Raw genomic sequence first — 24,204 nt, forward strand, 5'->3', positions numbered from 1 at the left:
GCCGAGGTCTCACCGGGAGGTCAGGCCGAGGCGGACGCCGGGCGGCGCCGTACGGCCTCGTCGTAGCGCTCCGCCAGGACGGCCGCGACCTCGGGGGCCGCGCCGAGCACCCCGGCCACGACGGACGCGCCCGCGGCGAGCGAGGCGTCGCGGGTCCGGTCGGCGAAGTGGCCGGGGGCCAGCAGGTAAGGAGCCACCGCCACCCGCGGGGCGCCGGCCGAGAGCAGGCGGCGGACCTCACGCTCCGGGGCGGGCTCGGCCGCCGAGGCGTAGGCGACGCCCACCGACCACCAGCCCCGCAGGCGGGCCCAGTCCGCGGCGACGGCGGCGACCGTCGCGTTGGCCCGCGGGTCGCTGGAGCCCGCCGACACCAGCACCACCGCGGTGTCCGGGTCGCCCGGCTCGACCCCGGCCTCGGCCAGCCGGCGCTCCAGGGCGGTGACCAGCAGCGGGTGCGGCCCCAGCGTGCCGCCGACCCGGGTGCGCAGCGCCGGGCGGCGGGCGGTGATCTCGGCCAGCGAACCGGGGATGTCCACCCGGCTGTGGTAGGCCGCGGTGAGCAGCAGCGGCACCACCACCGCCTCGTCCAGCCCCGACAGCGCCGCGGCGAGCGTCGGGGCGGCGTGGTCGAGGTAGGCGGCGCGCACCGGAAGCTCCGGCCGCTCCCGCCGCAGGAGGCCGAGCAGCTCCTCCACCGTCGCCGCGGCGCGCGGGTCACGCGACCCGTGCGCCACCGCGACCAGCGGCGTGACCGGCGGGGCGCCGGGGCCGGGCGGCGTCAAAGATGCAGCCCGCATTCCGTCTTGCCCATCCCGGCCCAGCGGCCGCTGCGCGGGTCCTCACCGGGGGCGACCTGCCGGGTGCAGGGCGCGCAGCCGATCGAGGGGTAGTCGTCGTAGTGCAGCGGGTTGATCAGCACGCCGTTGTCGGCCATGTAGTTGTCGACGTCGTCCTGCGTCCAGCGGGCGATCGGGTTGATCTTCACCATCTGGCGCTTGGTGTCCCATTCCACGACCCTGACGTCCGAACGGGTGACCGCCTCGTCGCGGCGGATGCCGGACACCCAGGCGAGGTACGGCTCCAGCGCCCGGTTGAGCGGCTCCACCTTGCGCAGGTAGCAGCACAGGTCGGGGTTGCGGCCGAACAGCCGCGGCCCGAGGTCGCGCTCCTGCTCGGCGACCGTACGGGACGGCTTGACGTCGATCACGTTCACGTCGTAGACCTGCCGCACCGCGTCACGGGTGCCGATCGTCTCGGCGAAGTGGTAGCCCGTGTCGATGAACAACACGTCGATCCCCGGCTTCACCCGGCTGACCAGGTCGATCAGCAGGGCGTCGCTCATCGAGGAGGTCAGGCAGAGCCGGTCGCCGAAGGTGGCCGCCGCCCACCGGATGATCTCCAGGGCCGGGGCGTCCTCCAGGAACACGGCCGCGGACTCGGCGATGTCCTGCAGGTCGAACCCGGCCCGCTGCCGGTTCAGGCCGATCTCGATGTCAACGATGCTCACGTTCATCACTCCCAATCCGCCGTGAGGGCCGCCCGTGCCGCTCGCGCCGCACCGGCCACCCCGTTCACCCCGCTCGTCACGCCGTTCGCCGAGCCGTTCGTCGTGCCGTTAGCCGTGCCGTTCATGACGCCGTCCACCGCGCCGGGCCCGCGCCGGCCCGTCCCGCCCGCCGTACCGTCCGCCGTGCCGCGGCCGGTCACGACCGCACCCCGATCCCGAAGAACTTCAGCTTGAAGGCGCGGGCGCACGAGCGGCAGTACCAGCCCCCGTCGCCCTCGTAGGGCTCCAGGTCCTCCTCGCCGCAGTACGGGCAGTGGAAGGGGGCCATCCGCTCGCTCATCGCCGCCCCCTCCCGGAGCCCCGCCGTACGGCGCCGCGTCTCACTTGAGGTCCGCCTCGTCGGCCCGCCGCACCCACTCGGAGAACGTCTCGCCCTCGTCGCGCTGCTTGGTGAAGTTGCGCGCCACGCGCTCGACGTAGTCGGGCAGCTCCGCGGCGGTGGCCTTCAGGCCCCGGACCTTGCGGCCGAAACCGGCGTCGACCCCCAGAGAGCCGCCCAGGTGGATCTGGAAGCCCTCGACCTGCTCGCCCGCGTCGTTGACGACGAGCTGGCCCTTCAGGCCGATGTCGGCGACCTGGATGCGCGCGCAGGAGTTGGGGCAGCCGTTGACGTTGATGGTCAGCGGCTCGGTGAAGTCCGGCAGCCGCCGCTCCAGCTCGTCGATCAGGTCGGACGCGACGGCCTTGGTCTCGACGATCGCCAGCTTGCAGAACTCGATGCCGGTGCACGCCATGGTCTGGCGGCGGAAGGTCGAGGGGTTGACCCGCAGGTCGGCGGCCTCCAGCTCGGCGACGAGGCTGTCCACCCGGTCGGGCGCGACGTCCAGGATGACCATCTTCTGCTCGACCGTGGTGTGCACCCGGTCCGAGCCGTGCCGCTCGGCGATGTCGGCGATCAGGTGCAGCGTGTCGCCGCTGAGCCGGCCGACCCTGGGCGCGAAGCCGACGTAGAAGTTGCCGTCCCTCTGCGGGAAGACGCCCACGTGGTCGCGGCGGCCGCCGCGCGGCGTCTCGGGCGCCGGGCCGTCGGGCAGGGCGTACCCGAGGTACTCCGTCTGCAGGACCTCCCGGAACCTCTCCACGCCCCAGTCGCTCACCAGGAACTTCAGCCGCGCCCGGTGGCGCAGGCGGCGGTAGCCGTAGTCGCGGAAGATGCCGATCACGCCGCCGTAGACCGCCGAGACCTGCTCGGGCGTGACGAAGACGCCCAGCCGCTTGGCCAGCATCGGGTTCGTGGACAGGCCGCCGCCCACCCACAGGTCGTAGCCGGCCTCGCCGCGCTCGTTGACGACGCCGACGAACGCCACGTCGTTGATCTCGTGAACCGTGCAGTGCGCCGGGCAGCCGCTCACCGCGGTCTTGAACTTGCGCGGCAGGTTGGAGTACGCCGGGTCGCCGATGTAGGCGTCGTGGATCTCGCGGATGTGCGGGGTGCCGTCGAGCACCTCCCCGGCGTCGATCCCGGCCAGCGGGCAGCCCAGGATGACGCGCGGGGTGTCGCCGCACGCCTCGGTGGTGGACAGGCCCACCGCCTCCAGCCGCTCCCAGATGTCGGGGACGGACTCGATCTCGATCCAGTGGAGCTGGATGTTCTGCCGGTCGGTGACGTCGGCGGTGCCGCGGCCGTACAGGTTGGAGATGTCGGCGATGGCACGCAGCTGCCGCAGGTCCAGGCGTCCGCCGTCGATGCGGACCCGGAGCATGAAGTAGCGGTCGTCGAGCTCCTCCGGCTCCAGGATCGCGGTCTTGCCGCCGTCGATGCCGGGCCGGCGCTGGGTGTAGAGGCCGTACCAGCGCATCCGGCCCCGCAGGTCGGCGGGGTCGATGGAGTCGAAGCCGTACTTGGAGTAGATGTCGATGATCCGCTGACGGACGTTGAGCCCGTCGTCGTTCTTCTTGTTCTCCTCGTTCTTGTTCAACGGTTCGCGGTAACCGAGAGCCCACTGACCCTCGCCGCGCGGGCGCTTGTGGTGCCGGTTTGCCGGCCTGGCCGGGGTCGTCATGCGCGCGTCCTTCACGATCGATGAGGTGATCTCGGGCACGCGCGGGCGGCGCACCTCCCGCCTCGCCGTCGAGTACGGGGGTCGCTTCGCTTCGAAAGAAGGCTTCGCTTCAGGGAAGAAGGACGCCTGTCGCGCGCCCGCAGCCGGATGGAATCAGCGGTGGGCGTCGGTCAACGGACGTCACAACAGATGGCGCTGCGGACACGCAGGAGGTCGACGTGGCGTCGCACGACGAGCAACGGGTCCGCTGGCATGTCTCTGACGATACCGTGATGGTGGGAGATGTCCAATGTGCGGTCCACACTCTGGACCGCCGCCAGGGCCAACCTTGGCCCGCCGTGGAGCCCCTCGCGGGTCCCGGACGTCATCCCGGCCCGCGACCCGCCTGGTACGGCGCGTGGCTCGCCGGTACGGCGCGCGACCCACCCGGTACGGCGCGCGGTTCGCCCGGTACGGCGCGCGACCCACCCGGTACGGCGCGCGGTTCACCCGGTACGGCGCGCGACCCACCCGGTACGGCGCGCGGTTCACCCGGTACGGCGGGCGCCGCAGCCTCACCCCTGGCGCGGCCAGCCCAGCTCCGACTCCTTGTCCTTCCCTGCCTGCTCGGGGGTCTTGTGCTGGCAGTCGCACCACGAGCCGCCCCGGCACTCGTCGTGGCGGCGCTCCTTGCACAGGTCGCAGATCATTCTTCCATTGTGCCGTCTTCATCCGGGCGGCCCCGGAATCCCCGGCTCCGGGTCCCGCCGCGCCCCCGGAAGCGTCCCGGGGCGTTCCTCCCGGAGCCTTTCCGGGACTCCTTCCTCCCCAGGGCCTTCGCGGAGGGACCCAGGGAAGAGCCCGGGACGTACCCGATGGAACCGTCCCGATCCGGCCTGCCATCCTCGAAGTATGAGGACCCTGCTCAACGTGATCTGGCTGGTGTTCGCCGGAATCTGGATGGCCGCCGGTTACGTCCTCGCGGGCATCATCTGTTGCGTTCTGATCGTCACGATTCCGTTCGGAACCGTTCCTCGGCGCCCAGCATCACGCGGGGATCGAACCGTACTTCGATTCGCATGGGCGGGAGGAGTCTGAGCGCGGGTAGCGATACTCGTTCCACCTTCGCGAGTGCCGCGTCGAGTTCGGCCCAAACTCCTTGCGACACCCACTCGTTGAAGTACTTTGAGGCGGTACTCGTCGAGCCGTACTCCTCGCGGAGTGTCGGCCAGGAAACGCCGGTCCGGGCCTTGGCGAAGATCGCGTCGACCGAACGCCGTACGCGGCCGCGTCGTCCGGCGGGGAGCAGGTGGGAGACCAGCGCCCACTGCTCATCCGAGAGGTCGGCCGCCGGGACGTTCACTCCGGCCGACTTATACCAGGACTGCACGGTACAGATGTGGCCCCCGGTTCGGACCGGCACCGGCCCCTCGATGAACACCTTCACGTCGAGTAGACGGAGAATCTTGCTCTGCTCCTCCAACCTCATGTCCATCAGCTGATGCTGAACCAGTTTGGCAAGGGACTTGAGGCCGTGGGCCCGGTGCTCCGCCTCCTTGACTTCGGCCAACCAGGCGGCGGCCTCGGCGCGCATCTCCTCCAACTGTCGTAGCTCCTCGTTAAGGGCCACTGTTGCGGCGGCGATGGCGTCTGCAGACTGCTGCTGCTTGGCGGCAGCCACGACCACGGCGGTGATGGACGCCCTCATCGCGTCGATTTGTTGGTCGAGGCCGACGATCCGCTCGGCGTGTGCCGCCTGATCGCCGTCGGACATAGCGACCCGCTCGGTGGCCAGCGCATTCAGCTTCCGCAAGTTGCCGAGCAGGGTGACGACCTTTAACCAGACGTGCTTCTCCACCGCCTCAGCGTCCATGGACGAGCAGTCGCAGACCCCTTGACCGGGCACGGTGTCAGTTTTGCCGCTGCAACGGTAGTTGCGGCGACCGTATGAGAGAGACTCGCGACTGCTGCCGGTGTACGGCGCTGTGCAGCGGCCGATCAGCCGACCCGTGAGCGGGTAAACCGCTCGGTTACGACTGCTGGTCCTCGCACGGGCGGCGACCTTCTGGCGGAGCGCGGCCGCCGCGTTGTCGGACAGGATCCGGGGGAGCGCGATGGTCACTGAATCGCCCCACAGCGGTCTGCCGTCGGCATCGGTCTTGGCGTGCGCGCCGCGAAAGATCAGTTCGGCGTCGAGTACCGCCCGGGACATGACCCGATCGCGGAGGTTGGCCACCGACCACGGACGGCCCGAACGGCAGGTGAACCCTTCAGCGTTGAGCCGGATGGCGGTCTGCCGCAGGTTCAGCCCTTCGATCACCACCATGTCGTGGACGCGCTGCACGAGGGCACGCTCGGCCTCGTCGACGACCAACCGCGATTCGCCCCTGATGCCCTTCGCCTCGATCCGGTAGCCATACGGGGGCCGGCCGCCGATGTGCGGCGAGCCAAGGTCCTCGGCTTTTTCCTGGAGACCGCCCTGGGTGCGTAGCCGGATGTTCTCCCACTCGGTCTCGGCGTAGTCAGCTTCCCGCCGCATCTGCGCCCGGCCTTCAGGAGTGGTGTTGTCGATGTTCCGGTTGGTGATGGCGACGAAGATTCCAATGTCCTCCAACGCCCAGACCCAACGCCAGAAGGCACGACCGATACGGCCGATTCGGTCGCCCCCCTCTACCACGACAAGGTCGAACTCGTTGAGTTTCGCGTGCTCCATCAGCCGGTCGAAGTCCGGGCGTTCACCCATCTCCTTTGAGCCGGAGATGCCCTCATCCTTGTACGTGCCGATGTGGTGCCAACCCTTGTTCGCAATGTGGCGGCTGTTTTTGCGCGCCTGGCTGGCGATGCCGTAGCCGAGCTTCTGCTCCTCGGTGCTCACCCGGAGGTAGTCCACGGCCCTGAGGACCTGCGGCATCGTGGCGTGGGCGACCGTAGCGGTCGCTGTGCATAGACATGTGCTTGGATTTGTCATGTCGACTCCTGGACAGTCGGCCGGCCCCGGGACGGTTGCAGCCGTCGCCGGGGCACTCAATGCGGGCGATGGTATTCGAATTACTCGCGGCTTGCTGCTGCTTCCGGGTGGGCGCGAGGAGTTACGGAGCTGGACCGAGCAGCAGGGGCAGGAGACGGACACACGCGCCTGAGTCCAGATCGATTCCTACGACCACGTCACGGAGATTGTGAGTCGCTGGGTGCCTAGTGCTCTGACTGCGAAGGCTCGCCGGGTTCTGTCTCGGGGTGTCCGCAGTTTGGCTGGTCGAATCTCAGTGGCCGAACGAATGCTTCTGATCTAGCGTCGCAGCATGGTGGATGCGGAGATGCTGGCGTACTACGAGCACGGCCTGGAGCAGAACCGGTTGGCTTCCGGTGGGCGGCAGATCGAATTCTTGCGGGTGTGGGACTTGTTGGAGCGGCATCTGCCGCCGGCGCCTGCACGGGTACTGGACGTTGGAGGTGGTGCTGGCGCCTACGCGTTGCCACTGGCTGCGGCCGGGTACGAGGTGCATTTGATCGATCCGGTGCCGCTGCACATCGAACAGGCCGAGGCGGCCTCTCGAGTCGCCTCCGTTCCGTTGACCAGCGCGGCCGTCGGAGACGCGCGTGCCCTGGAAGCCGCCGCGTGCAGCATGGATGCCGCGCTGCTTCTCGGGCCGCTGTATCACCTGACGAACAGGGACGACCGCATCACGGCCTTGCGGGAGGCCCGGCGGGTGGTGAGGCCGGGCGGTGTCGTCGTGGCGAAGGCTCTGTCCCGGTTCTATCCGCTCTTCGAGGACATCGCCCGGGGAACGCCGATCGGGCCGGGCGGCTCCGAGGAGAACGTCAGGTTCCTCACCGACGGCCAATACCGGAACCCAAGCGGTGACCCGGCGCAGTTCACCACCTCGTTCTTTCACCGGCCGCAGGATCTCACCGAGGAGGTGGAGGAGGCCGGGCTGGAACTGCGTGTGCTCGTCGGTGCCAGCGGCAGTGTCAAGCTACTGCCCGAATTCGCCCAGCGTCTGGAGGAGCCTGAGCAGCGAGAGCGGGTACTGGCCGTACTGCGTCTGCTCGAGACGGAGCCATCGATCCTGGGTATGAGTCAAAATTTCGTTGCCATCACCCAGGTCCCTGTGGAGGGCTGATGTGCCGTAAATGACTCAGGCGGTCTGCCTGAGTGGGCGATTTTCTCCGCGCATGCCCTTCTCGCTACTCATTGAAGGCGAAGGTCCGCTCCGGGCGCCCGGTCAGCGCGTACTCAATCCAGGTCTTGGTGTGCTGGAAGGTGATTCCCCGGCGCGCCGGCAAGGCCCTGAGGACTTTGTGGCCGATGCAGATCGTCCGGCCGGGAAGCGCCTGCAGATAGGCGGTGAGCTTGCGGATCGACCAGCGGGTGAACGGCTGGCCGAGCTTCACCGGTCGCGTGATGGCCGTCTGGGCGACGAAGGCTTCCTCGTCGTCACTGAGCAGGCGGGGACGGTCTCCCGCCCGCTGAGGCTCCGGCAGGTCAGCCCGCTCCCGTTGAAGTGGTGGGATCACATCACGGACGGTGTCTTCATCGGCTTGGACCAGGCGGGCGATGACCGGGACGGTGTTGCGCCCGCGGAGGCTGGCAGCTGCGAAAGACCGTTCGATCGAGTCTGGGGAACCCCTGGTTTCCCGAGCCAGTGTGCTCCCCGGTCCAACCCTGGGGACTGAAGTCCCGACGGCGTCCCGTGATGCACCCCCGGCCCCGGGGGCGCCGTGGACGGGACCCGGCGTGCCCCCGGACCGGGGAGGGGAGACCGCCGGACACGCGCCGGCACCATGGCCGGACGGTTCGTGATCAAGAGGCACTGGGCATACCGTTGTGTGGCATGACGTCCACTGATGCCCAGGCGCACCGGCCGGGGCCGGAGAAGCCCACATCGCGTGGACGCGTGGCCCGGCTGCGGGCCGGGCTGACCTGGCTGCGCGGCACGGGCACCTGGGCCCTCGCCACCGCCACCACCAACGCGGGCATCGCCTACCGCGTCACCGGCCTGGCCGGGGAGGCGGCCTTCTTCGCGCTGCTGTCGCTGCCGCCGTTCACCCTCGGCCTGATCGGCCTGGTCGGCCGGCTCACCGGGATCTTCGGCCCGGAGACGGTGCAGGACGTCCGGGCCTGGATCCAGTCCCAGGCCCACCTGCTGTTCACCGACAACGCCGTGAACACCGTCGTCACCCCGCTCGTCGACGACGTCCTGAATCCGCAGAAACAGGTCCCGCTGATCTCCGTGGGTTTCGTGCTGGCCCTCTGGTCGGGCTCGCGCGCCCTGTTCGTCTACGTGGACCTGATCTCCGTCGCCTACGGCCTCGGAGAGGAGCGCGGCATCATCCGCACCCGCCTGATGTCCTTCGGCCTCTACGTCGCGGGCCTGCTGATCGGGCTGCTGATCATGCCGGTCCTCGTCCTCGGGCCGGTGGTGCTGCACGGCGTCCTGCCCCGCGACTACGCCTCCCTGGTCGACGGCCTCTACTGGCCGGTCGTCGTCATCGGCTCGGTGATCTTCCTGACCCTGCTCTACCACGTGAGCGTCCCGGTGCGGACGCGCTGGTGGCGGGAGCTGCCGGGGGCCCTGCTCGCCCTGATCATCTGGATCGCCTGCGCCGCCGTGCTGCGCGAGGTCCTCGCCGCCTGGTTCTCCCCGGTGTCGGTGTACGGCTCGCTCGCCGCCCCCATCGCGGTGCTGCTGTGGCTCTACATCACGGCGCTGGCCGTCCTCATCGGAGCCACGCTGAACGCCGAGGTGGACCGCCTGTGGCCCGTGGACGGAGCAGGCCGGGCCACTCGCACCGGTCAGTCCGCTATCGTCTGAAGCGCGACTGGCGCATTGGGTGGGAGCGACCACCGGGGAGCGGAAAGCGGAGGGCCGCGCGCCTGGGTCCTCCGCGCGATGTCAATGCCGACAGGGGAGTGAAGGCGCATGAGTTCTCTTTCGAGCGTCGATCCGCAGATCGCCGAGCTCATCAAGGCCGAGGAGCGGCGTCAGGCCGACACCGTCAAGCTGATCGCCTCCGAGAACTACGTCTCCAAGGCGGTTCTCGAGGCCACGGGCACCGTCCTCACCAACAAGTACTCCGAGGGCTACCCCGGCAAGCGGTACTACGAGGGCCAGCAGGTCATCGACCAGATCGAGACCCTCGCCGTCGAGAGGGCCAAGTCCCTGTTCGGCGTCGCCCACGCCAACGTCCAGCCCTACTCCGGCTCGCCCGCCAACCTGGCGATCTACCTCGCCTTCCTCCAGCCGGGCGATACCGTCATGGGCATGGGCCTGCCGTTCGGCGGCCACCTCACCCACGGCTGGTCGGTCTCGGCCACCGGCAAGTGGTTCAACCCGGTCCGCTACGGCGTGCGCCGCGACACCGGCCGCGTCGACATGGACGAGGTCCGCGAGATCGCCCTGCGCGAGCGGCCCAAGCTGATCTTCTGCGGCGGCACCGCCATCCCGCGCACGATCGACTTCCCGGCCTTCGCCGAGATCGCCCGTGAGGTCGGCGCGGTGCTCGCGGCCGACATCGCCCACATCGCCGGCCTGGTGGCCGGCGGCGCCCACCCCTCGCCGGTCGGCCACGCCGACGTCATCTCCACCACCACCCACAAGACGCTGCGCGGCCCGCGCGGCGCGATGCTCATGGCCACCGCCGACGAGCACGCCACCGCGCTGAACAAGGCCGTCTTCCCCGGTCTGCAGGGCGGCCCGCACAACCACACCACCGCGGCGATCGCGGTGGCGCTGAAGGAGGCGGCGACCGACGAGTTCAGGGACTACGCCCGCCAGGTCGTGGTGAACTCCCGGGCGCTGGCCGAGGAGCTCCTGGGCCGCGGTTTCGACCTCGTCTCAGGCGGCACCGACAACCATCTCATCCTGCTGGACCTGACGCCCAAGGGCATCGGCGGCAAGCCCGCCGCCCAGGCGCTGGACCGGGCCGGGCTGGAGACCAACTACAACACCGTGCCGTTCGACCCGCGCAAGCCGTTCGACCCGTCCGGCATCCGGATCGGCACCGCCGGTGTGACCAGCCGCGGCATGGGCGCCGCCGAGATGCGCCAGATCGGCGCCTGGATCGACCAGGTCGTCTCCGCGCTCGCCAAGGACCAGGACGAGGCCGAGAACGTCATCGCCCGCGTGCAGAACGAGGTCAGGGAGCTCACCTCCCGCTTCCCGGCTCCGGGCCTGTAGGTCGCCCGCGCCGCGCCGGCCGGACGTCCTCCCGAAGGTCCCCGGGAGGGGGCACCCGCTCCCTCCCGGGGACCTTCGGCGCTCCCGGCCGTCCCGGCCGCCCCCGGGGGTTCCCGGGCGGGAGACGGACACGCGGGGACGGGACGGAAAAAGGGTTTGCGCCGGGGGGCGGGTTTCGCGGTATGTTCCGTCATGCGGATCGTCCGCGCGACGGAACCGGTGGGTTCCGGTCACGGCGCCGCCCGGGGACGGGCGGCCACGAGCAACGGAGGTGAGGACTATGCGGGCCTTTCTGAGCAGCCTGCCGTCAACCGACCTCCGGGTGCCCGCCTGACCGATCTTGCCGCGGGCGCCCTCTTTCCGCAAAGGGTGTACCCACGTTGTCCGCTCCGGACCTGTTCGCTTCTTCTGCTTCTTCCGCTTCTCCGGCGTCGCTGTCCCGCCTCGGCTGGGACGACTCCCTCGCCGCCGACCTCCCCGACGGCCTGCTGCCCGCCCGGGTGGCCCGCGTCGACCGCGGCGCCGCCGAGGTGCTGACCGCCGAGGACCATCTCCAGGCGCACTACGGCGCCTCCGTACGGCGGGCCGCCGCCGCAGATCCCGTCGCGCTGCCCTGCGTCGGCGACTGGGCGGGGCTGCGCCGGCTGCCCGAGGGCCGCTTCGAACTCGCGGCGCTGCTGCCCCGCCGTACCGCCTTCGTCCGCGGCGGTGTCGGCAGGACGTCGCGGGGCGGCCTGTCCGGCGACTCCCAGGGGCAGGTGCTCGCCGCCAACGTCGACGTCGTGTTCGTCGCCGAGCCCGCCCTGCACGCCACCGACACCGCCGACCTGGGCAGGATCGAGCGCCTGCTGGCGCTGGCCTGGGAGAGCGGGGGGCGGCCGGTGGTGCTCGTCACCAAGTCCGACCTCATCGGGGACGCCCTGCCCCACCTGCTGGAGGAGGTCGCCGCGGCGGCCCCGGGAGTGGACGTGCACGCGGTCTGCTCCGTCACCGGGGAGGGGGTGGACATCGTGCGCGGCCACCTGGACGGCAGGCGCACCGCCGTCGTGCTCGGCGCCTCAGGCGCGGGTAAGTCGACGCTGGTCAACGCGCTGGCGGGGGAGGAGCTCATGGAGACCCAGCGGGTCCGGGCGGGTGACGGCCGCGGCCGTCACACCACGGTCCACCGCGAGCTCCTCCGGCTCCCCGACGGCGGGCTGATCATCGACACCCCGGGGATCAGGCGCATCGGCCTGTACGACATGGCCGAGGGGGTGGACATGGCCTTCTCCGACATCGAGGACCTCGCCGCGCGGTGCCGGTTCGCCGACTGCGCGCACCGGGCCGAGCCGGGCTGCGCCGTGATCGCCGCCATCGAGGACGGCACGCTGTCCGAGCGGCGGCTGGAGAGCTGGCACAAGCTGCGGCGTGAGGCCGTCTGGATGGCGTCGCGGAGTGATCCGAAGCTGCGGAAGGAACTGCAGAACAGGTGGAAGGCCATCCACAAGGAGATGCGCAGGCCCGGCCGGAACCGGCCCTAGGTTCTACTCCGCGGGTCCTCGCCGTGGCGAGGACCGGTCCGGGCGGCCTGACCCGGGGTGAGACGCCGGAGCCCCCGTCCGGCGGATGGCCGGGCGGGGGCTCCGGGAAGCGGGGAGGTCCGGCGGTGCGACCGCCGGGCCGGAGGCCGCGGGAGGCGTGCGAGGCGAATCCGGCGGGATCGCCGGAGAAGGAGCCGCGGGAGGCGGGCACCGGGGAGGGACTTACCTGCCGGGTGCCCCGCCCGAGGACGGAACACCCTGATCGTGCGGCGACGTGTGATCCCGCGCCGGAACGGCGGGACCACACGCGGGGGAAGCCGGGTGGAGGTGTTGCTCAGGCGACGGCGCTGATGCCGGCGCTCGCGGCGCGGCGCATGCGACGGCGACGCTCGGAGGCGCGCTCGTCCTCGTTCAGGCCGCCCCAGGTGCCGTACTTCTCCGGACGCGACAGCGCGTAGTCGAGGCACTCGGCGCGGACGGGGCACTGGGCGCAGATGGCCTTGGCCTTCCGCTCGCGGATGTCGCGCTCAGGCTGGCGCTCGCCGTCGGGACCGAAGAAGAGCACGAGGTCCTCACCCCGGCACGCGGCGTCATCCTGCCAGCCCCAGCTGGGCCGAGGACGGGCGGTCTGCCGACGTACCTGAGACATGAGAAAACCACCTTTTACGTGAGAGGTAATTCGGGTTGATGCCGCATTGGACGTTTGTGGCGTCCCTGAGTCCAACGCCGGTATTGCCCGTGATGTTCCCTCAGGTCAGGCGAGAGCGGGGGTGGCGTACCGCACAGGCGTGAGCCTGTCCAGCGTGACCAGCCGATAGGTGGTGACCGTCTCGGCGCAAGCCGTACCACATGGCGTTGTGAGCGTCATGGGCTCGACCACCACCCGGAAACGAGCGTCGCCACCGCGCACGAAGGCTTCGGTGGTGACGCCGTCCGACCTGGAGGACTCCACGGCCACTCCGCCGACCGAGAGCTCACCCGTGTGGGCACGGACGAAATGCTCAGCGGCCTGCGACGGCTCGGGGATGCCCGCGCGTCCCCGGAAACGGTCGAGGATGACCTCGCCGGACCGGTACGCATCGACTGCCGCGATCGCAGCAGCCTGAGACATGCTGCCGTAGTAAAGCCCGTGTGGCAAGCACACGAGGTTGGCGGCATAGCGATCGCCGCCAACATGTGATGTTTCCCATATTCTGTCCGGCAAAACCTCTGCCAAGGACCGAGCCAGGGGAAGTCCAATGCGGGCGCAGCACGCGTTGCGCTTGGCATGCGTGCACACCAGAAAAACCGGCTCACTCACAAGTATGCAGGACTCCGGGACCACTCCTGCCACCAGCGCGTCCATGTCAAGATCGGTTGGACCTGCGATGACGCCCTCGGCGATCCACGGCTCGGGGGCCGTGGCGTCGGCGACCATGACGTGGATGCCGCCGGGCACGGGCTTCCGGTGCCCCGGGCGGCGGATGAGCTGGGGCCGGACACCGAGGCTCTGGGCCCGTCTGATAAGCGCGTGAATCTCCTCGCGCAGCCGGCAGTCCTCCAGGTGCGAGGCCCACGGGCCGGAGTGCTCGATGAGCAGCCAGAAGCGGGCCCCCACCGTGGCGCTGGCGAGAACCGGCAGGTCACCGGTGTGACAGCCCGCAGGATGCGAGCAACTTCCGGCCCATGCCCGTCTGTCCGTCCCCGAACCGCACCCCGAGCTCACGCACCCCTCCTTCGACTTAGGTGAGACTAACCTAATTGATCGGCGGGTGTGGCGTGAGATGTGAATGTGCTCTGTTCCGCCGCGCGGCGACCGGCCGGAGCCGGAGGAGGCGAGCGGAGGTCCGGTGTCAAGGCCCCGGGGCTGAGAGATCCCTGTGAGAAATCTCCCGCCGCAAGCACGGTCAGGAGAGCCTGTCAAGGGATGGAGGGGAATCCGTATGCCGTCTGAGGGCCGGGACTTCGCCGGTTCCGTGCCCCGGAGCGGCCGCCGGGTGCCCGCCGGCCTTCCCTGCCTTCCCTGCCTTCCGGGTCCGGAGGGCAGGGAAGGGGGTCAGCCGGTCCCGTGCTCCAGGGCGGCCAGGGCGGCGGGCATGGCCGCCGCCCGGTCCTCGGGGACGAGGCCGATCCGGGTGCGGCGGTCGAGGAGGTCCCCGGCGTCCAGCGCCCCCTCGTGCCGGACCGCCCAGACCAGCTCGGCGCCGGTGACGCCGGTCGGCAGCGGCTCCGCCAGCGCCGGGTCGCCGGCCGCCAGGGACCGCACCGCCGCGGCCTCGGCGCCGTACCGCGCCTCCAGCCGTCCCCGCACCGCCGTGCCCGGCGGGAGGTACCCGACGAGGGGCAGCCGCGCCGTACGGCTCGCCCCGGCGGTCAGGCCCCGCAGTCGCACCGCGAGGTCGACCGCGTCCTCGGCCATCCGCCGGTAGGTGGTCAGCTTGCCGCCCACGACCGTGACCGCCCCGCCGGGGGAGACCAGCAGCGCGTGCCGCCGCGACAGGTCGGCGGTGCGCCCGCCTTTCCCACCCCGCCCGCCGCTCCCGTCCGTCCGGCCGTCCCGGCCCCGTTCGCCCGTATCGAGGAGCGGGCGCAGCCCGGCGAAGGCCCCGGCGACGTCCTCGCGCCGGATCCCCGCCGCCAGCACCGAGTTGAGCACGCCGAGCAGGAACGTGACGTCCTCCTCCGGCGCCTCCGGCACGTCGGGGACCGGCCCGTCCACCGGCTCGTCGGTGAGGCCGACGTAGACGCGGCCGTCGTCCTGCGGCAGGACCAGCGCGAACCGGTTGCCCTCCCCGGGGATCGGCACGTGCAGCCCGGCCCGCAGGCCGGGGAGGGACTCCGGGCGCAGCACGAGGTGGGTGCCGCGCGAGGGCCGCAGCCGGATGTCCGGATCGAGCCCGGCGGCCCAGACCCCGGTGGCGTTGATCACCGACCGGGCGCGGATCGTGAAGACGTCGCCGGTCGGCTCGTCGCGGACCTCGGCGCCGTCCCCGGACAGCGCGAGTGCCCGGCAGCGGGTCAGGATCAGGGCCCCGTGCGCGGCGGCCGTCCTGGCCAGCGCCACCACCAGGCGCGCGTCGTCGCTCAGCCGTCCGTCCCAGGACAGCAGCGCGCCGCGCAGGCCGTCCGGCGCCAGGGGGGCGGCCAGTTCCAGCGCCCGCCGGGCGGAGATCCGCGCGGGGCCCGGCAGCAGGGCGCGGGGCGTGCCGGCCGCCGCCCGCAGCCCGTCACCGAGCCGGTAGCCGGCCATCACCGTCGCCGCCTGGACACGGGAGACCCGCGGGGTCAGCGGCAGCAGGTACGGCGCGGCCCGCACCAGGTGCGGGGCGGTGCGGGCGAGCAGCGCGCCGCGTTCCACCGCGCTCTCCCGGGCCACCCCGACCTGCCCCCTGGCGAGGTAGCGCAGCCCGCCGTGGATCATCTTCGAACTCCACCGGGAGGTGCCGAACGCCAGGTCGCAGGCGTCGATCGCGGCCACCGACAGGCCGCGGGAGGCGGCGTCGAGCGCCGCCCCGGCGCCGGTGGCGCCCAGGCCGACCACCAGCACGTCGACCACGAGGCCGCGCGCCTCGGCCAGCTCGCGCGCCCGGCGGGCGGCGTTGAGGGAGGAGCCCCGCAAGGAGGGGCCGGGGAGGGCGGGGAAGCTCACGGGCGCAGGTACCTCTCCAGGATGGCGGCGAGTTCGTCGTCCAGTTCGCCGGGGGAGGCCGGGGCGAGCACGGCCGGGCCCGACAGCAGGAACGACTGGGCGGTCAGCAGCACGGTCCGGGCCAGCCGCGCCGGGTCGCCGGGCCGTACGGCGCCCAGCTCCTGCCCGCGCGCGACGGACTCCGCCACGAGCGCCAGCATGGCGTCCTGGCTGGCCCCCCGGCGGTGCAGCAGGTACGGCAGGAGCAGCTCGGGGTCCACCTCGACGATCTTGCGCCAGAGCGGGTGTCCGCGCAGGGCCCGCACCGCCCCGACCGACGCGGCGACCGGGTCGTCCCCGGCGAACCGGCCGGCGACGAGCGTCCACTCGCGGGTCATCAGGTCGGCGACCAGGGCGCGGACGTCGGGCCAGCGGCGGTAGAGCGTCATCCGGGACACCCCGGCCCGCCGCGCCACGTCGGTGAGCGTGGTGCGCCGCACGCCCACCGCGAGCACCATCTCGCGGGCGGCGTCGAGGACCGGATCGAGCACGGGATCGGGGGCCGGGCCGCGCGCCGTCTCACGCGCCGGCCCGGCGGCGGGGCCGTGGGCGGGTGGCAGGGCGGGTGCGGATTCGGGTTCGCCGGCGCCGGGCGCGGAGGCGTCGCCGGGAGCCGGATCGCGGGCGGGTTCGCCGGGGTCCATGACCGTATTGTGACGAATGGACGTCATCTGTCACAGTGTAGACGTGGAAACTCCGACGACCGCCGCCGAACCGATGCTCTGGTCCGGCTGGGGCGACCCCGCACGGGCCGCCGAGCTGTCCGAACCGGTCCGCCGCCTGCTGGGCGACCTGCTGGGCGTCCGCGCGCCGGACACCCCCGCCGCGACCCTCGGTGAGGTGCGGCTGCCCGGCCCGGCGCTCCCCGCGCCGGTCACGGCCGAGCTGGAGGAGGCCGTCGGCGCCGGGCACGTCCGCCGCGACCACGAGACCCGCGTCCGGCACACCCGGGGCAAGTCCACCCCCGACCTGCTGCGCCTCCGCGCCGGGGACGGCTCGGACGCCCCCGACGCCGTCGTGCTGCCCGGCTCCCACGACGAGGTGCTGGCGGTGCTGCGGATCTGCGCCGCGCACCGGGTGGCCGTCGTGCCGTTCGGCGGCGGCACCTCGGTCGTTGGCGGCCTGGCGGCCGACCGGCGCGGCTTCGCCGGGGTCGTCGCGCTGGACGTGACACGGCTGAACCGGCTGGTGTCGGTGGACGCCGAGTCCATGGTCGCCGAGCTGGAGCCGGGGCTGCGCGCGCCGCAGGCCGAGGAGCTGCTGGCCGGGCACGGGTTCACGCTGGGGCACTTCCCCCAGTCGTTCGAGTACGCGACGCTGGGCGGCTTCGCCGCGGCCCGCTCCAGCGGGCAGGCGTCGGCCGGCTACGGCCGGTTCGACGACATGGTCGTCGGCATGACCGTGGCCACCCCGCGCGGCACCCTGGAGCTGGGCCGCGCGCCCAAGTCGGCCGCCGGGCCCGACCTGCGCCAGGTGATCCTGGGCTCCGAGGGGGCGTTCGGGGTGATCACCTCGCTGCGACTGCGGGTGCGCCGGATCCCCGCCGAGCGCCTCTACGAGGGCTGGCGGTTCCCGTCGTTCGCGCAGGGGACGGCCGCGCTGCGGCGTCTCGCCCAGGACGGCCCCGTGCCCACCGTGCTGCGCCTGTCCGACGAGACCGAGACGATGGTCGGCCTGGCCAGACCGGACGAGCTGGGCGACGTCGCCCCGGACGCCGGCTGCCTGGTCGTCGCGGGCTACGAGGGCGAACCGGGGGAGGCGCGCGCGCGGCGGGACGGCGCGGCGGCGGTGCTGGCCGGGCTCGGCGGCGTCTGCCTGGGCACGGCCCCGGGCGAGTCGTGGGCCCGGGGCCGCTACTCCGCGCCCTACCTGCGCGACTCCCTGCTCGCGGCCGGGGCCACCGTGGAGACGCTGGAGACGGCCGGTTTCTGGTCCGCCCTGCCCGGCCTCTACGACGCCGTACGGGGCTCGCTCCAGGGCTCCCTGGGCTCGCCGCTGGTGATGTGCCACGTCTCCCACGTGTACGGCACGGGCGCCTCGCTGTACTTCACGGTCGTCACGGCCCAGTCGGCCGACCCGCTGGGACAGTGGGAGGCGGCCAAGAAGGCGGCGAACGAGGCGATCGTCGCGGCCGGGGGCACGATCTCCCACCACCACGGCGTCGGCCGCGACCACCGGGACGCCCACGCCGCCGAGATCGGCGAACTGGGCGTGGAGATCCTCCGCGCGATCAAGGATCGGCTGGACCCGGAGGGCGTCCTCAACCCCGGCGCGCTGGTCGCCCCGGCGCGGGGCTGAGCGCATGGTCGGGCCCCCGGGCCGGGCGTCGGGCTGGACGTCTGGTCGAGTCCCGGGCCGGGCGCCGGGTCGAGCGCTCGTTGAGCGCCGGGCCGGGCGCCTGGTTCGGTGCCGGGCCGGGTGCCGGTCGGGCGCGGGGTCCGGCGCCGGCCGGTTCGGACTTCCCCGTATTTTCCAGGGAAATGTCCCCCTCCGCCGAACGGGCCGATCTATGATCGTCTGCCGTGACGGCTTACGGTCCGCCTCCCGTGCTCGGTCTCGAACCCTCCGATCCGACCGTGCTCGGCCCCTACCGCGTCGCCGGGCGCCTGGGCCGAGGGGGCATGGGGACCGTCTACTTCGGGGAGAGCGCGTCCGGGCCGGTGGCGATCAAGGTGATCAACCCGGTCCTGGCCGCCGATCCGGAGTTCGTGGCGCGGTTCCGCAACGAGGTGGCCGCGGCCCGGAGGGTCAGCCGGTTCTGCACCGCGCCGGTCCTGGACGCGCGGCTGGACGGGGATCCGCTCTGGCTGGTGACCGAGTACGTCGCCGGACCCGACCTCGAACGCGTGCTGCGCCGGGAGGCGCTGCTGCGCGGATCCGACCTGGAGGCGCTGGCCGTCGGGGTGGCGACCGCCCTGACCGCGATCCACGGCGCGGGGGTCGTGCACCGCGACCTCAAGCCCGCCAACGTGCTGCTGTCCCCGCTGGGGCCCAGGGTGATCGACTTCGGTATCGCCCGCGCCCTGGACACGGGTGACGGGCACACCGCGACGAACCAGCTCATCGGCACCCCCGCCTACATGGCCCCGGAGCGGTTCGCCGGGCAGTCGGCGGGTCCGCCGGCGGACGTCTTCGCCTGGGGGTGCGTGGTGGCCGCCGCCGCGACGGGCCGCTCGCCCTTCGCCGCCGGGAGCGTCCACGAGATCCCCTACCGCGTCCTGAACCACACCCCGGACCTCGGCGGGATCGACGACGGGCTGCGCGGCCTGGTCGAGGCGGCGCTCGACAAGAACCCGGCCTCCCGGCCGACCGCCAAGGAACTGCTGTCGGAGCTGGTCGGGCAGAACGACGCGGAGGACACCGCCAAGGTGGCCGGCACCCTGCGGCTGAACCTCCCCGGCCTCCTCGCGCCGACCGTCCGGGGGAGCGAGCCCGGAGAGCCGGGGGAGCCGGGGGAGCGTGAGGAGCGCGGAACCGGCCGGGCTCCGGCACCGTGGCGGCGCCCGGCGGTCGTGGGCGGCGCGGCGGCCGGGGTACTCCTGCTGGCGGCGGCCGGGGTGCTCTGGGCCCGCACCCTCCCTCCGGCTCCGCCTGAGCCCACCGGTGTGCTGTACCGGGACGACTTCGGCAACGACAAATCGGGCTGGTTCAACGACGGAACCCGAACGGACACCTCCCGTGGTTACACCGGGGACGGCCGCTACACGATGGTCACCGACATCTCCAACGACTCCCACATGGTCGAGGCGCCCATCAACGCGGAGCCCGTCGAACACGCGTTGGTCACCGTCCGGGTCGACATCGAGAGTGGAAGGCCCAGCAAGGCGTGGACCGGGATCTACTGTGACTACAAGCCTGACGACGATCACGCTCACTACTACACCCTGGAGGTCCGTCCGGACGGGCGCGCGAGGATCCACAAGACCACCCAGGCGACCGGGTGGGACATGACGCCCGACGTCCTCGCGCCCGCCTTCTCCAAGAAGAAGGCGACGCTCCGGGCCGAGTGCTCCCGGAACGGGGACGAGGTACGCCTGGCGCTCTGGATCGACGACCACCTCGTGGTCGAGGCCGTGGACGAGGACGCGGGCGGGGCCACGGGCAAACCCCGGTTCGGGCTCAGCGTGGCAAAGCTGCCCGGGGACGACCAGGAGACCCGGACCTACTTCGACGACTTCGAGATCGGCTCGCTGCCCTGAACCGGGTGCGCCGACCCGAGACCGGCGCGAACACCTGGTCGCGAGTGCGCGGCGGATCGGGACGAGGGTTTGGCGGTCCTGTTCGGGGGCCCGCCCAGCGAAACGGACATGTCCGAAAAATCTACTTTGTAAAGGCGAGGGCTCGTCACGCGGGATACAGCCGTGACGGCCGGTCGGAGAGCGGCCAGACGTACGGCAGGTCGTTCGAGTCGTCACCGAAGTCGTCGCCGAAGACCGGGTGGTAGAACTCCGGGGACTTGCGCAGCAGCGCCGACCGGTGGCTGAGGTGCAGCTCCGGGTCGCCCAGCCAGGGCGGCAGCTCGCCGGCGGCGGCGAGTTCCGCCTGGGGGCGGGGCGTTGCGACGCCGAGGAGGCCGGACATCTCCCGCGTCAGCGTGTCCGCGCAGGTGTCGGCCCGGCCTCCGGCGCGCCATCGCTCGCAGATCTCCAGCCCGTACCTGACCAGCGCCTCCTCATATCCGGTCCACATCCGCGCCGCGGGGTGGTGGCGCCAGCCGTACCCCGGGACGGTCAGGGCGCGCAGCACCTGGATGGTCTCCACGCGCTGCTTGCCGAGCCGCCGGGGGTCGAGGACCCGGGCGGTGGCGGCGAAGTCGGGATAGGGAAGGAAGGTCTGCATCGAAGGTCTTCCGTACCCCGGTATCGCTGCACCTGTCCGAGATCAACGCCAAGATATGGTCATGGTTGATATCGGTCGGGCCGCGAGTCGCGGGCGTGACGGTTCCTCCCGGGTGTCGGAGGAGGGGGCGGGCTGGTCATGCGCCCGGACGGGTACGTTCCAGGACATGCTCCCCGGCCGAGCGAGCTTCTCCTGGCTGAACCCGCGCACGCTGTGGCGGTCGAGGAACGAGGTCCTGGCGGCCCTGTTCGGGGATCCGTCCGGTGAGGTGCGCGCGCGCTGGGTGGCGGCCCAGCGGGAGCGGGGCGCGGACCCGGGGATGCGGATCCCGGTGGACGTCGGCCCGGAGTTCTCCTTCCTGGTCCTGGGGGACACGGGGGAGGGGGACGCCTCGCAGTACGCGGTCGTCCCGGGGATGCTGAAGATCGGGCGGGACACCGCCTTCGCCGTCATCGCCAGTGACGTGATCTATCCCGCCGGGTCGGGCAACGACTACGACGTCAAGTTCTTCCGCCCGTACCAGGACTATCCTGCTCCGATCTACGCAGTCCCCGGCAACCACGACTGGTACGACGGGCTCGGCGGTTTCATGCGCGTCTTCTGTGAGGCCCCAGCGCTGAAGGCCGAGCGGCGGGGTTTCCGGCTGTCGCCGCCGGGGTTGCGGGGTCTGCTGTGGCGTGAGCCGGACGTGATCGACGAGGCGGCGCTGGAGCGGGCGCGCGGGCGACGGTCCGAACCCGGGCAGCGGGCCGTGCAGCCGGGGCCGTACTGGGTGCTGGAGACGCCCTCGCTGCTCGTCGTGGGGGTGGACACCGGGATCCGCGGCGCGCTGGACGCCGGGCAGACGCGGTGGCTGCGCGAGGTCTCGCGGGATCCGCGGCCCAAGATGCTGGTCACCGGCAAGCCCGTCTACGTCCGGAACGAGTACCTGCCGTCGGCGCTGGAGGGGGGCGGCACGATCGACGACATCGTCGCCGACCCCGCGCACGGCTACGTCGCCGTGATCGGCGGGGACGTGCACAACTACCAGCGGTTCCCGGTGAAGAGGGGCGGGCGGACGATCCAGTACATCGTGGCCGGGGGTTCCGGGGCGTTCATGCACGCCACCCACACGATCCCCAGGGTCACGGTCGGCGGTGTCAGCGAGGACGACTACCGCTGCTATCCGCTGCGCGGTGACTCGCTGTCGTTCTACAGCAGGCTCTACAGCGACCGGCTGCGGATGCGCCGGCTCTACCTCACGCCGGCCGAGAGCGCGGCGGTGATGTCGGAGCGGATCGGCGTCACCCCGGTCCGGGGGGCTGCCTCCGTGCCCGTCACGGCGCGGATGAGGTGGGCGGCGCGGATCCTCGGGGGTCTGCCGATGCCGTTCCGGCTGCCGGTGGGTCGGACGTTCCACCGTTATCTGTCGGAGTTGTCGGACTGGGACACGCCGCCGTTCTTCAAGAGCTTCCTGCACGTCTCGGTGACTCCGGAGGCGCTGACGATCCGGTGCTTCGCGGCGACGGGCTGTCTGGAGCAGGAACTCGAACCCCCGCTCGAGGATGAGGTGGTGATACCGCTCGTCTGAGCGGAAGTGTCGGGGCGGCGTGGCAGGCTGGCCTCATGTACGTGGCAGTGGCGGCCGGTCCGGGGGGCGGGGGCGTCCTGCTGCCCCCGGGGGGTGAGTCGCGGGCCGTCGCGGATCTGGCGGCGGCCGTGCGGGAGGTTGAGACGGGGTCCGGGGCGGGGCCCGGTACGAGCGCGCCGGGGCTCGGTGCGCGGGCCGTTCCGGGGTCTGGCGCGGGGGCCGTTCGAGGGTCCGGCGCCGGTCGGGAGGCGGCTGCGGGCACGGTGGCCGGGCCGGTGGGCGGGCGTCCGCGCTGGGTCTGGGCCGACACTCGCGCGGTCTATCCCGCCCTGCTCGGCGCCGGGGCACGGGTGGGCCGCTGTCATGACCTGGCGCTGACCGAGGGCCTGCTGCTGGGATACGAGGGGCGCTACGGCGAGCCGCGGTCGGCCGCGGCGGCGTACGCCCGGTTGCACGGTCTGCCGGTGCCCGGCGACGACCACCACGCGCCCGGTGGGGAGCGGGCGCGTCAGGCCGCTCTGTTCGAGGAGGAGCCGCCCCCGCCGGACGCCGGTCCGGTGGCGGAGGTCCTCGCCGACCAGCTCTGGCGGATCGAGGCCACCGCCGACCCGCACCGGTTCCGGTTGCTGGTGGCGGCCGAGTCGGCCGGGGCGCTGGTCGCCGAGGAGATGAGCCGCGAGGGCATGCCCTGGCGGCGTGACGTGCACGACGCGCTGCTGACCGAGCTGCTCGGCCCGCGCCCGGTGCACGGCATGCGCCCGGCGAAGCTGCAGGCGCTGGCGGATCGGGTGTCGGCGGCGTTCGGCACGCCGTTCAACCCGGACTCCCCGCAGCAGATCGTCCGGGCCTTCAAGGCGGCGGGGGTGCCGGTGGCGTCCACCCGGGCCCACGAGATCAGGAAGGTCGACCATCCGGGGGTCGAGCCCCTGCTGGCCTACAAGGAGCTGGCGCGGCTCCACAGCTTCCACGGCTGGGCGTGGGCCGACCAGTGGGTGCGCGGTGACCGTTTCCGGCCTGAGTACGTCGTCGGCGGGGTCGTGTCGGGCCGGTGGGCCACCAGTGGCGGCGGGGCGTTGCAGATCCCCAAGGTGATGCGCCGGGTGGTGGTGGCCGACGAGGGGTGGGTGCTGGTGGTGGCCGACGCGGCGCAGCTTGAGCCGCGGGTGCTGGCCGCGATGGCGGGGGACGGCGGGCTGGCGCGGGCGGCCGGGGAGGCCGACCTGTACCAGGCGCTGTCGGGGGCGTTCGGCGGTGACCGGGCCCACGCGAAGATCGCCCTGTTGTCGGCCATGTACGGCGGGACCAGCGGTGACGCCCCCAAACTGCTGGCCGTGATGCGGCAGCGCTTCCCCCAGGCGTACCGGTTCGTGGAGGAGGCGGCGCGCAGCGGCGAGGAGGGTCGGCTGGTGCGGTCGTGGCTCGGCCGTACCTGTCCGCCGCCGTCGGCGCGGTGGCGGGAGCTGGTCTCGGGTCCGGAGGGCAGGCGTGCGGCGCGTGACCGGGGGCGGTTCACCCGTAACTTCGTGGTCCAGGCGACGGCGGCGGAGTGGGCGCTGTCGCTGCTGGCGGTGCTGCGCGGGTTGCTGCCGGATCCGGCGCGGCTGGTGTTCTTCCAGCACGACGAGGTGATGGTGCACTGCCCGGCCGAGCTGGCCGATGAGGTGGTGGCGGCGGTGGGCCGGGCGGCCGGGGAGGCGTCGCGCCTGCTGTTCGGCGCGACGCCGGTGCGTTTCCCGATGCAGGCGGCCGCGGTGCGCTGCTACGCCGAGGCCAAATGACGAGGGGCGCGGCGCCGCGAGGGCCGGTGCGGCGGCTCAGGGGTCCGGGGGCGGTGCTCCGGCCGGCGGTCCGGGAGGTCTCACGGTGCTCCACGGGTCCGGC

Annotated in this window: 21 protein-coding genes; 9 read left to right on the forward strand and 12 right to left on the reverse strand. The window is 72.2% G+C overall.

The features are described 5' to 3' along the window. Positions 1 to 20: 20 nt before the first annotated feature. The 5 genes from ACFYSC_RS12890 to ACFYSC_RS12910 all read right to left on the reverse strand — a co-directional run bounded on the left by ACFYSC_RS12890 (position 21) and on the right by ACFYSC_RS12910 (position 4,259). On the reverse strand, positions 21 to 797 hold the full coding sequence (locus ACFYSC_RS12890; RefSeq protein ID WP_389960538.1) for a sirohydrochlorin chelatase: 777 nt from the start codon (positions 795 to 797) through the stop codon (positions 21 to 23). Next, on the reverse strand, positions 779 to 1,507 hold the full coding sequence (locus tag ACFYSC_RS12895) for a phosphoadenylyl-sulfate reductase (protein WP_389960540.1): 729 nt from the start codon (positions 1,505 to 1,507) through the stop codon (positions 779 to 781). Before ACFYSC_RS12895 ends, ACFYSC_RS12890 begins: the two co-directional genes overlap by 19 nt. 196 nt (positions 1,508 to 1,703) lie before the next feature. Further along, positions 1,704 to 1,847, reverse strand: a complete 144-nt coding sequence (locus ACFYSC_RS12900) for an Insertion element protein (protein WP_389960542.1) — start codon at positions 1,845 to 1,847, stop codon at positions 1,704 to 1,706. A gap of 40 nt (positions 1,848 to 1,887) precedes the next feature. Further along, the gene (locus ACFYSC_RS12905) at positions 1,888 to 3,570 is read right to left on the reverse strand and encodes a nitrite/sulfite reductase (RefSeq protein WP_389960544.1); all 1,683 of its coding nucleotides are present in this window, start codon (positions 3,568 to 3,570) and stop codon (positions 1,888 to 1,890) included. Between the two features lie 554 nt (positions 3,571 to 4,124). Next, positions 4,125 to 4,259 (reverse strand): hypothetical protein, encoded by a 135-nt coding sequence (locus ACFYSC_RS12910; RefSeq protein ID WP_389960546.1) that lies wholly within the window; start codon positions 4,257 to 4,259, stop codon positions 4,125 to 4,127. Positions 4,260 to 4,461: 202 nt separating this feature from the next. On the opposite strand from ACFYSC_RS12910, the gene ACFYSC_RS12915 reads away from it, so the two are divergent. Then, positions 4,462 to 4,647 (forward strand): YccF domain-containing protein, encoded by a 186-nt coding sequence (locus tag ACFYSC_RS12915; RefSeq protein ID WP_389960548.1) that lies wholly within the window; start codon positions 4,462 to 4,464, stop codon positions 4,645 to 4,647. Here ACFYSC_RS12915 and ACFYSC_RS12920 read toward each other — a convergent pair. Continuing rightward, positions 4,559 to 6,517: a recombinase family protein gene (locus ACFYSC_RS12920; RefSeq protein WP_389960550.1), complete on the reverse strand. Its 1,959-nt coding sequence runs from the start codon at positions 6,515 to 6,517 to the stop codon at positions 4,559 to 4,561. The genes ACFYSC_RS12915 and ACFYSC_RS12920 overlap by 89 nt on opposite strands. 331 nt (positions 6,518 to 6,848) lie before the next feature. On the opposite strand from ACFYSC_RS12920, the gene ACFYSC_RS12925 reads away from it, so the two are divergent. Beyond that, complete coding sequence (locus ACFYSC_RS12925; RefSeq protein WP_389960552.1) at positions 6,849 to 7,670, forward strand: class I SAM-dependent methyltransferase; 822 nt, start codon at positions 6,849 to 6,851, stop codon at positions 7,668 to 7,670. A 64-nt stretch (positions 7,671 to 7,734) separates the two neighbouring features. Here ACFYSC_RS12925 and ACFYSC_RS12930 read toward each other — a convergent pair whose 3' ends face one another. After that, positions 7,735 to 8,064 (reverse strand): hypothetical protein, encoded by a 330-nt coding sequence (locus ACFYSC_RS12930; protein ID WP_389960554.1) that lies wholly within the window; start codon positions 8,062 to 8,064, stop codon positions 7,735 to 7,737. A gap of 317 nt (positions 8,065 to 8,381) precedes the next feature. Between ACFYSC_RS12930 and ACFYSC_RS12935 the strand changes: the two genes are divergently transcribed. From ACFYSC_RS12935 to rsgA, 3 genes are all read left to right on the forward strand, one after another. Continuing rightward, positions 8,382 to 9,362, forward strand: coding sequence for a YihY/virulence factor BrkB family protein (locus ACFYSC_RS12935; protein ID WP_389960556.1), 981 nt, complete (start codon positions 8,382 to 8,384; stop codon positions 9,360 to 9,362). 108 nt (positions 9,363 to 9,470) lie between these two features. Next, entirely contained in the window at positions 9,471 to 10,727 is a 1,257-nt protein-coding gene (gene glyA, locus ACFYSC_RS12940; RefSeq protein WP_389960558.1) for a serine hydroxymethyltransferase, read from the forward strand. A 380-nt stretch (positions 10,728 to 11,107) separates the two neighbouring features. Continuing rightward, positions 11,108 to 12,247 (forward strand): ribosome small subunit-dependent GTPase A, encoded by a 1,140-nt coding sequence (gene rsgA / locus ACFYSC_RS12945; RefSeq protein WP_389960560.1) that lies wholly within the window; start codon positions 11,108 to 11,110, stop codon positions 12,245 to 12,247. Between the two features lie 334 nt (positions 12,248 to 12,581). On the opposite strand, the gene ACFYSC_RS12950 is transcribed toward rsgA, so the two are convergent. The 4 genes from ACFYSC_RS12950 to ACFYSC_RS12965 all read right to left on the reverse strand — a co-directional run bounded on the left by ACFYSC_RS12950 (position 12,582) and on the right by ACFYSC_RS12965 (position 16,558). After that, complete coding sequence (locus ACFYSC_RS12950) at positions 12,582 to 12,896, reverse strand: WhiB family transcriptional regulator (RefSeq protein ID WP_012893126.1); 315 nt, start codon at positions 12,894 to 12,896, stop codon at positions 12,582 to 12,584. 105 nt (positions 12,897 to 13,001) lie between these two features. Continuing rightward, the gene (locus ACFYSC_RS12955) at positions 13,002 to 13,952 is read right to left on the reverse strand and encodes a sucrase ferredoxin (RefSeq protein ID WP_389960562.1); all 951 of its coding nucleotides are present in this window, start codon (positions 13,950 to 13,952) and stop codon (positions 13,002 to 13,004) included. 330 nt (positions 13,953 to 14,282) lie between these two features. Continuing rightward, positions 14,283 to 15,875: a glycerol-3-phosphate dehydrogenase/oxidase gene (locus tag ACFYSC_RS12960; protein WP_389960564.1), complete on the reverse strand. Its 1,593-nt coding sequence runs from the start codon at positions 15,873 to 15,875 to the stop codon at positions 14,283 to 14,285. Beyond that, a complete protein-coding gene (locus tag ACFYSC_RS12965; RefSeq protein ID WP_389960566.1) occupies positions 15,872 to 16,558 on the reverse strand; it encodes a TetR family transcriptional regulator in 687 nt (228 codons plus the stop codon). The genes ACFYSC_RS12960 and ACFYSC_RS12965 overlap by 4 nt, the downstream gene beginning before the upstream one ends. Positions 16,559 to 16,631: 73 nt before the next feature. On the opposite strand from ACFYSC_RS12965, the gene ACFYSC_RS12970 reads away from it, so the two are divergent. Further along, complete coding sequence (locus ACFYSC_RS12970; RefSeq protein ID WP_389961127.1) at positions 16,632 to 18,212, forward strand: FAD-binding oxidoreductase; 1,581 nt, start codon at positions 16,632 to 16,634, stop codon at positions 18,210 to 18,212. A 224-nt stretch (positions 18,213 to 18,436) separates the two neighbouring features. After that, a complete protein-coding gene (locus ACFYSC_RS12975; RefSeq protein WP_389960568.1) occupies positions 18,437 to 20,113 on the forward strand; it encodes a serine/threonine-protein kinase in 1,677 nt (558 codons plus the stop codon). A 145-nt stretch (positions 20,114 to 20,258) separates the two neighbouring features. Here the strand turns inward: ACFYSC_RS12975 and ACFYSC_RS12980 are convergent, their stop codons facing one another. Continuing rightward, positions 20,259 to 20,753, reverse strand: a complete 495-nt coding sequence (locus ACFYSC_RS12980) for an MSMEG_6728 family protein (RefSeq protein ID WP_389960570.1) — start codon at positions 20,751 to 20,753, stop codon at positions 20,259 to 20,261. A gap of 166 nt (positions 20,754 to 20,919) precedes the next feature. Here ACFYSC_RS12980 and ACFYSC_RS12985 point away from each other — a divergent pair, with 166 nt between their 5' ends. Further along, complete coding sequence (locus ACFYSC_RS12985) at positions 20,920 to 22,323, forward strand: metallophosphoesterase family protein (protein WP_389960572.1); 1,404 nt, start codon at positions 20,920 to 20,922, stop codon at positions 22,321 to 22,323. Between the two features lie 35 nt (positions 22,324 to 22,358). After that, positions 22,359 to 24,101, forward strand: coding sequence for a bifunctional 3'-5' exonuclease/DNA polymerase (locus tag ACFYSC_RS12990; RefSeq protein ID WP_389960574.1), 1,743 nt, complete (start codon positions 22,359 to 22,361; stop codon positions 24,099 to 24,101). Positions 24,102 to 24,204: the final 103 nt, after the last annotated feature.

The organism is Streptosporangium sp. NPDC004379, assembly GCF_042873875.1.
Classification (GTDB): Bacteria; Actinomycetota; Actinomycetes; order Streptosporangiales; family Streptosporangiaceae; genus Streptosporangium.

Excerpts from the sequence above, each read along its gene's own strand:
- ACFYSC_RS12890 (WP_389960538.1), bottom strand. The coding sequence starts at position 797 with ATGCGGGCTGCATCTTTGACGCCGCCCGGCCCCGGCGCCCCGCCGGTC.
- ACFYSC_RS12900 (WP_389960542.1), bottom strand. The coding sequence starts at position 1,847 with ATGAGCGAGCGGATGGCCCCCTTCCACTGCCCGTACTGCGGCGAGGAG.
- ACFYSC_RS12905 (WP_389960544.1), bottom strand. The coding sequence starts at position 3,570 with ATGACGACCCCGGCCAGGCCGGCAAACCGGCACCACAAGCGCCCGCGC.
- ACFYSC_RS12910 (WP_389960546.1), bottom strand. The coding sequence starts at position 4,259 with ATGATCTGCGACCTGTGCAAGGAGCGCCGCCACGACGAGTGCCGGGGC.
- ACFYSC_RS12915 (WP_389960548.1), top strand. The coding sequence starts at position 4,462 with ATGAGGACCCTGCTCAACGTGATCTGGCTGGTGTTCGCCGGAATCTGG.
- ACFYSC_RS12920 (WP_389960550.1), bottom strand. The coding sequence starts at position 6,517 with ATGACAAATCCAAGCACATGTCTATGCACAGCGACCGCTACGGTCGCC.
- ACFYSC_RS12925 (WP_389960552.1), top strand. The coding sequence starts at position 6,849 with ATGGTGGATGCGGAGATGCTGGCGTACTACGAGCACGGCCTGGAGCAG.
- ACFYSC_RS12935 (WP_389960556.1), top strand. The coding sequence starts at position 8,382 with ATGACGTCCACTGATGCCCAGGCGCACCGGCCGGGGCCGGAGAAGCCC.
- glyA (WP_389960558.1), top strand. The coding sequence starts at position 9,471 with ATGAGTTCTCTTTCGAGCGTCGATCCGCAGATCGCCGAGCTCATCAAG.
- ACFYSC_RS12950 (WP_012893126.1), bottom strand. The coding sequence starts at position 12,896 with ATGTCTCAGGTACGTCGGCAGACCGCCCGTCCTCGGCCCAGCTGGGGC.
- ACFYSC_RS12965 (WP_389960566.1), bottom strand. The coding sequence starts at position 16,558 with ATGGACCCCGGCGAACCCGCCCGCGATCCGGCTCCCGGCGACGCCTCC.
- ACFYSC_RS12970 (WP_389961127.1), top strand. The coding sequence starts at position 16,632 with ATGCTCTGGTCCGGCTGGGGCGACCCCGCACGGGCCGCCGAGCTGTCC.
- ACFYSC_RS12980 (WP_389960570.1), bottom strand. The coding sequence starts at position 20,753 with ATGCAGACCTTCCTTCCCTATCCCGACTTCGCCGCCACCGCCCGGGTC.
- ACFYSC_RS12985 (WP_389960572.1), top strand. The coding sequence starts at position 20,920 with ATGCTCCCCGGCCGAGCGAGCTTCTCCTGGCTGAACCCGCGCACGCTG.
- ACFYSC_RS12990 (WP_389960574.1), top strand. The coding sequence starts at position 22,359 with ATGTACGTGGCAGTGGCGGCCGGTCCGGGGGGCGGGGGCGTCCTGCTG.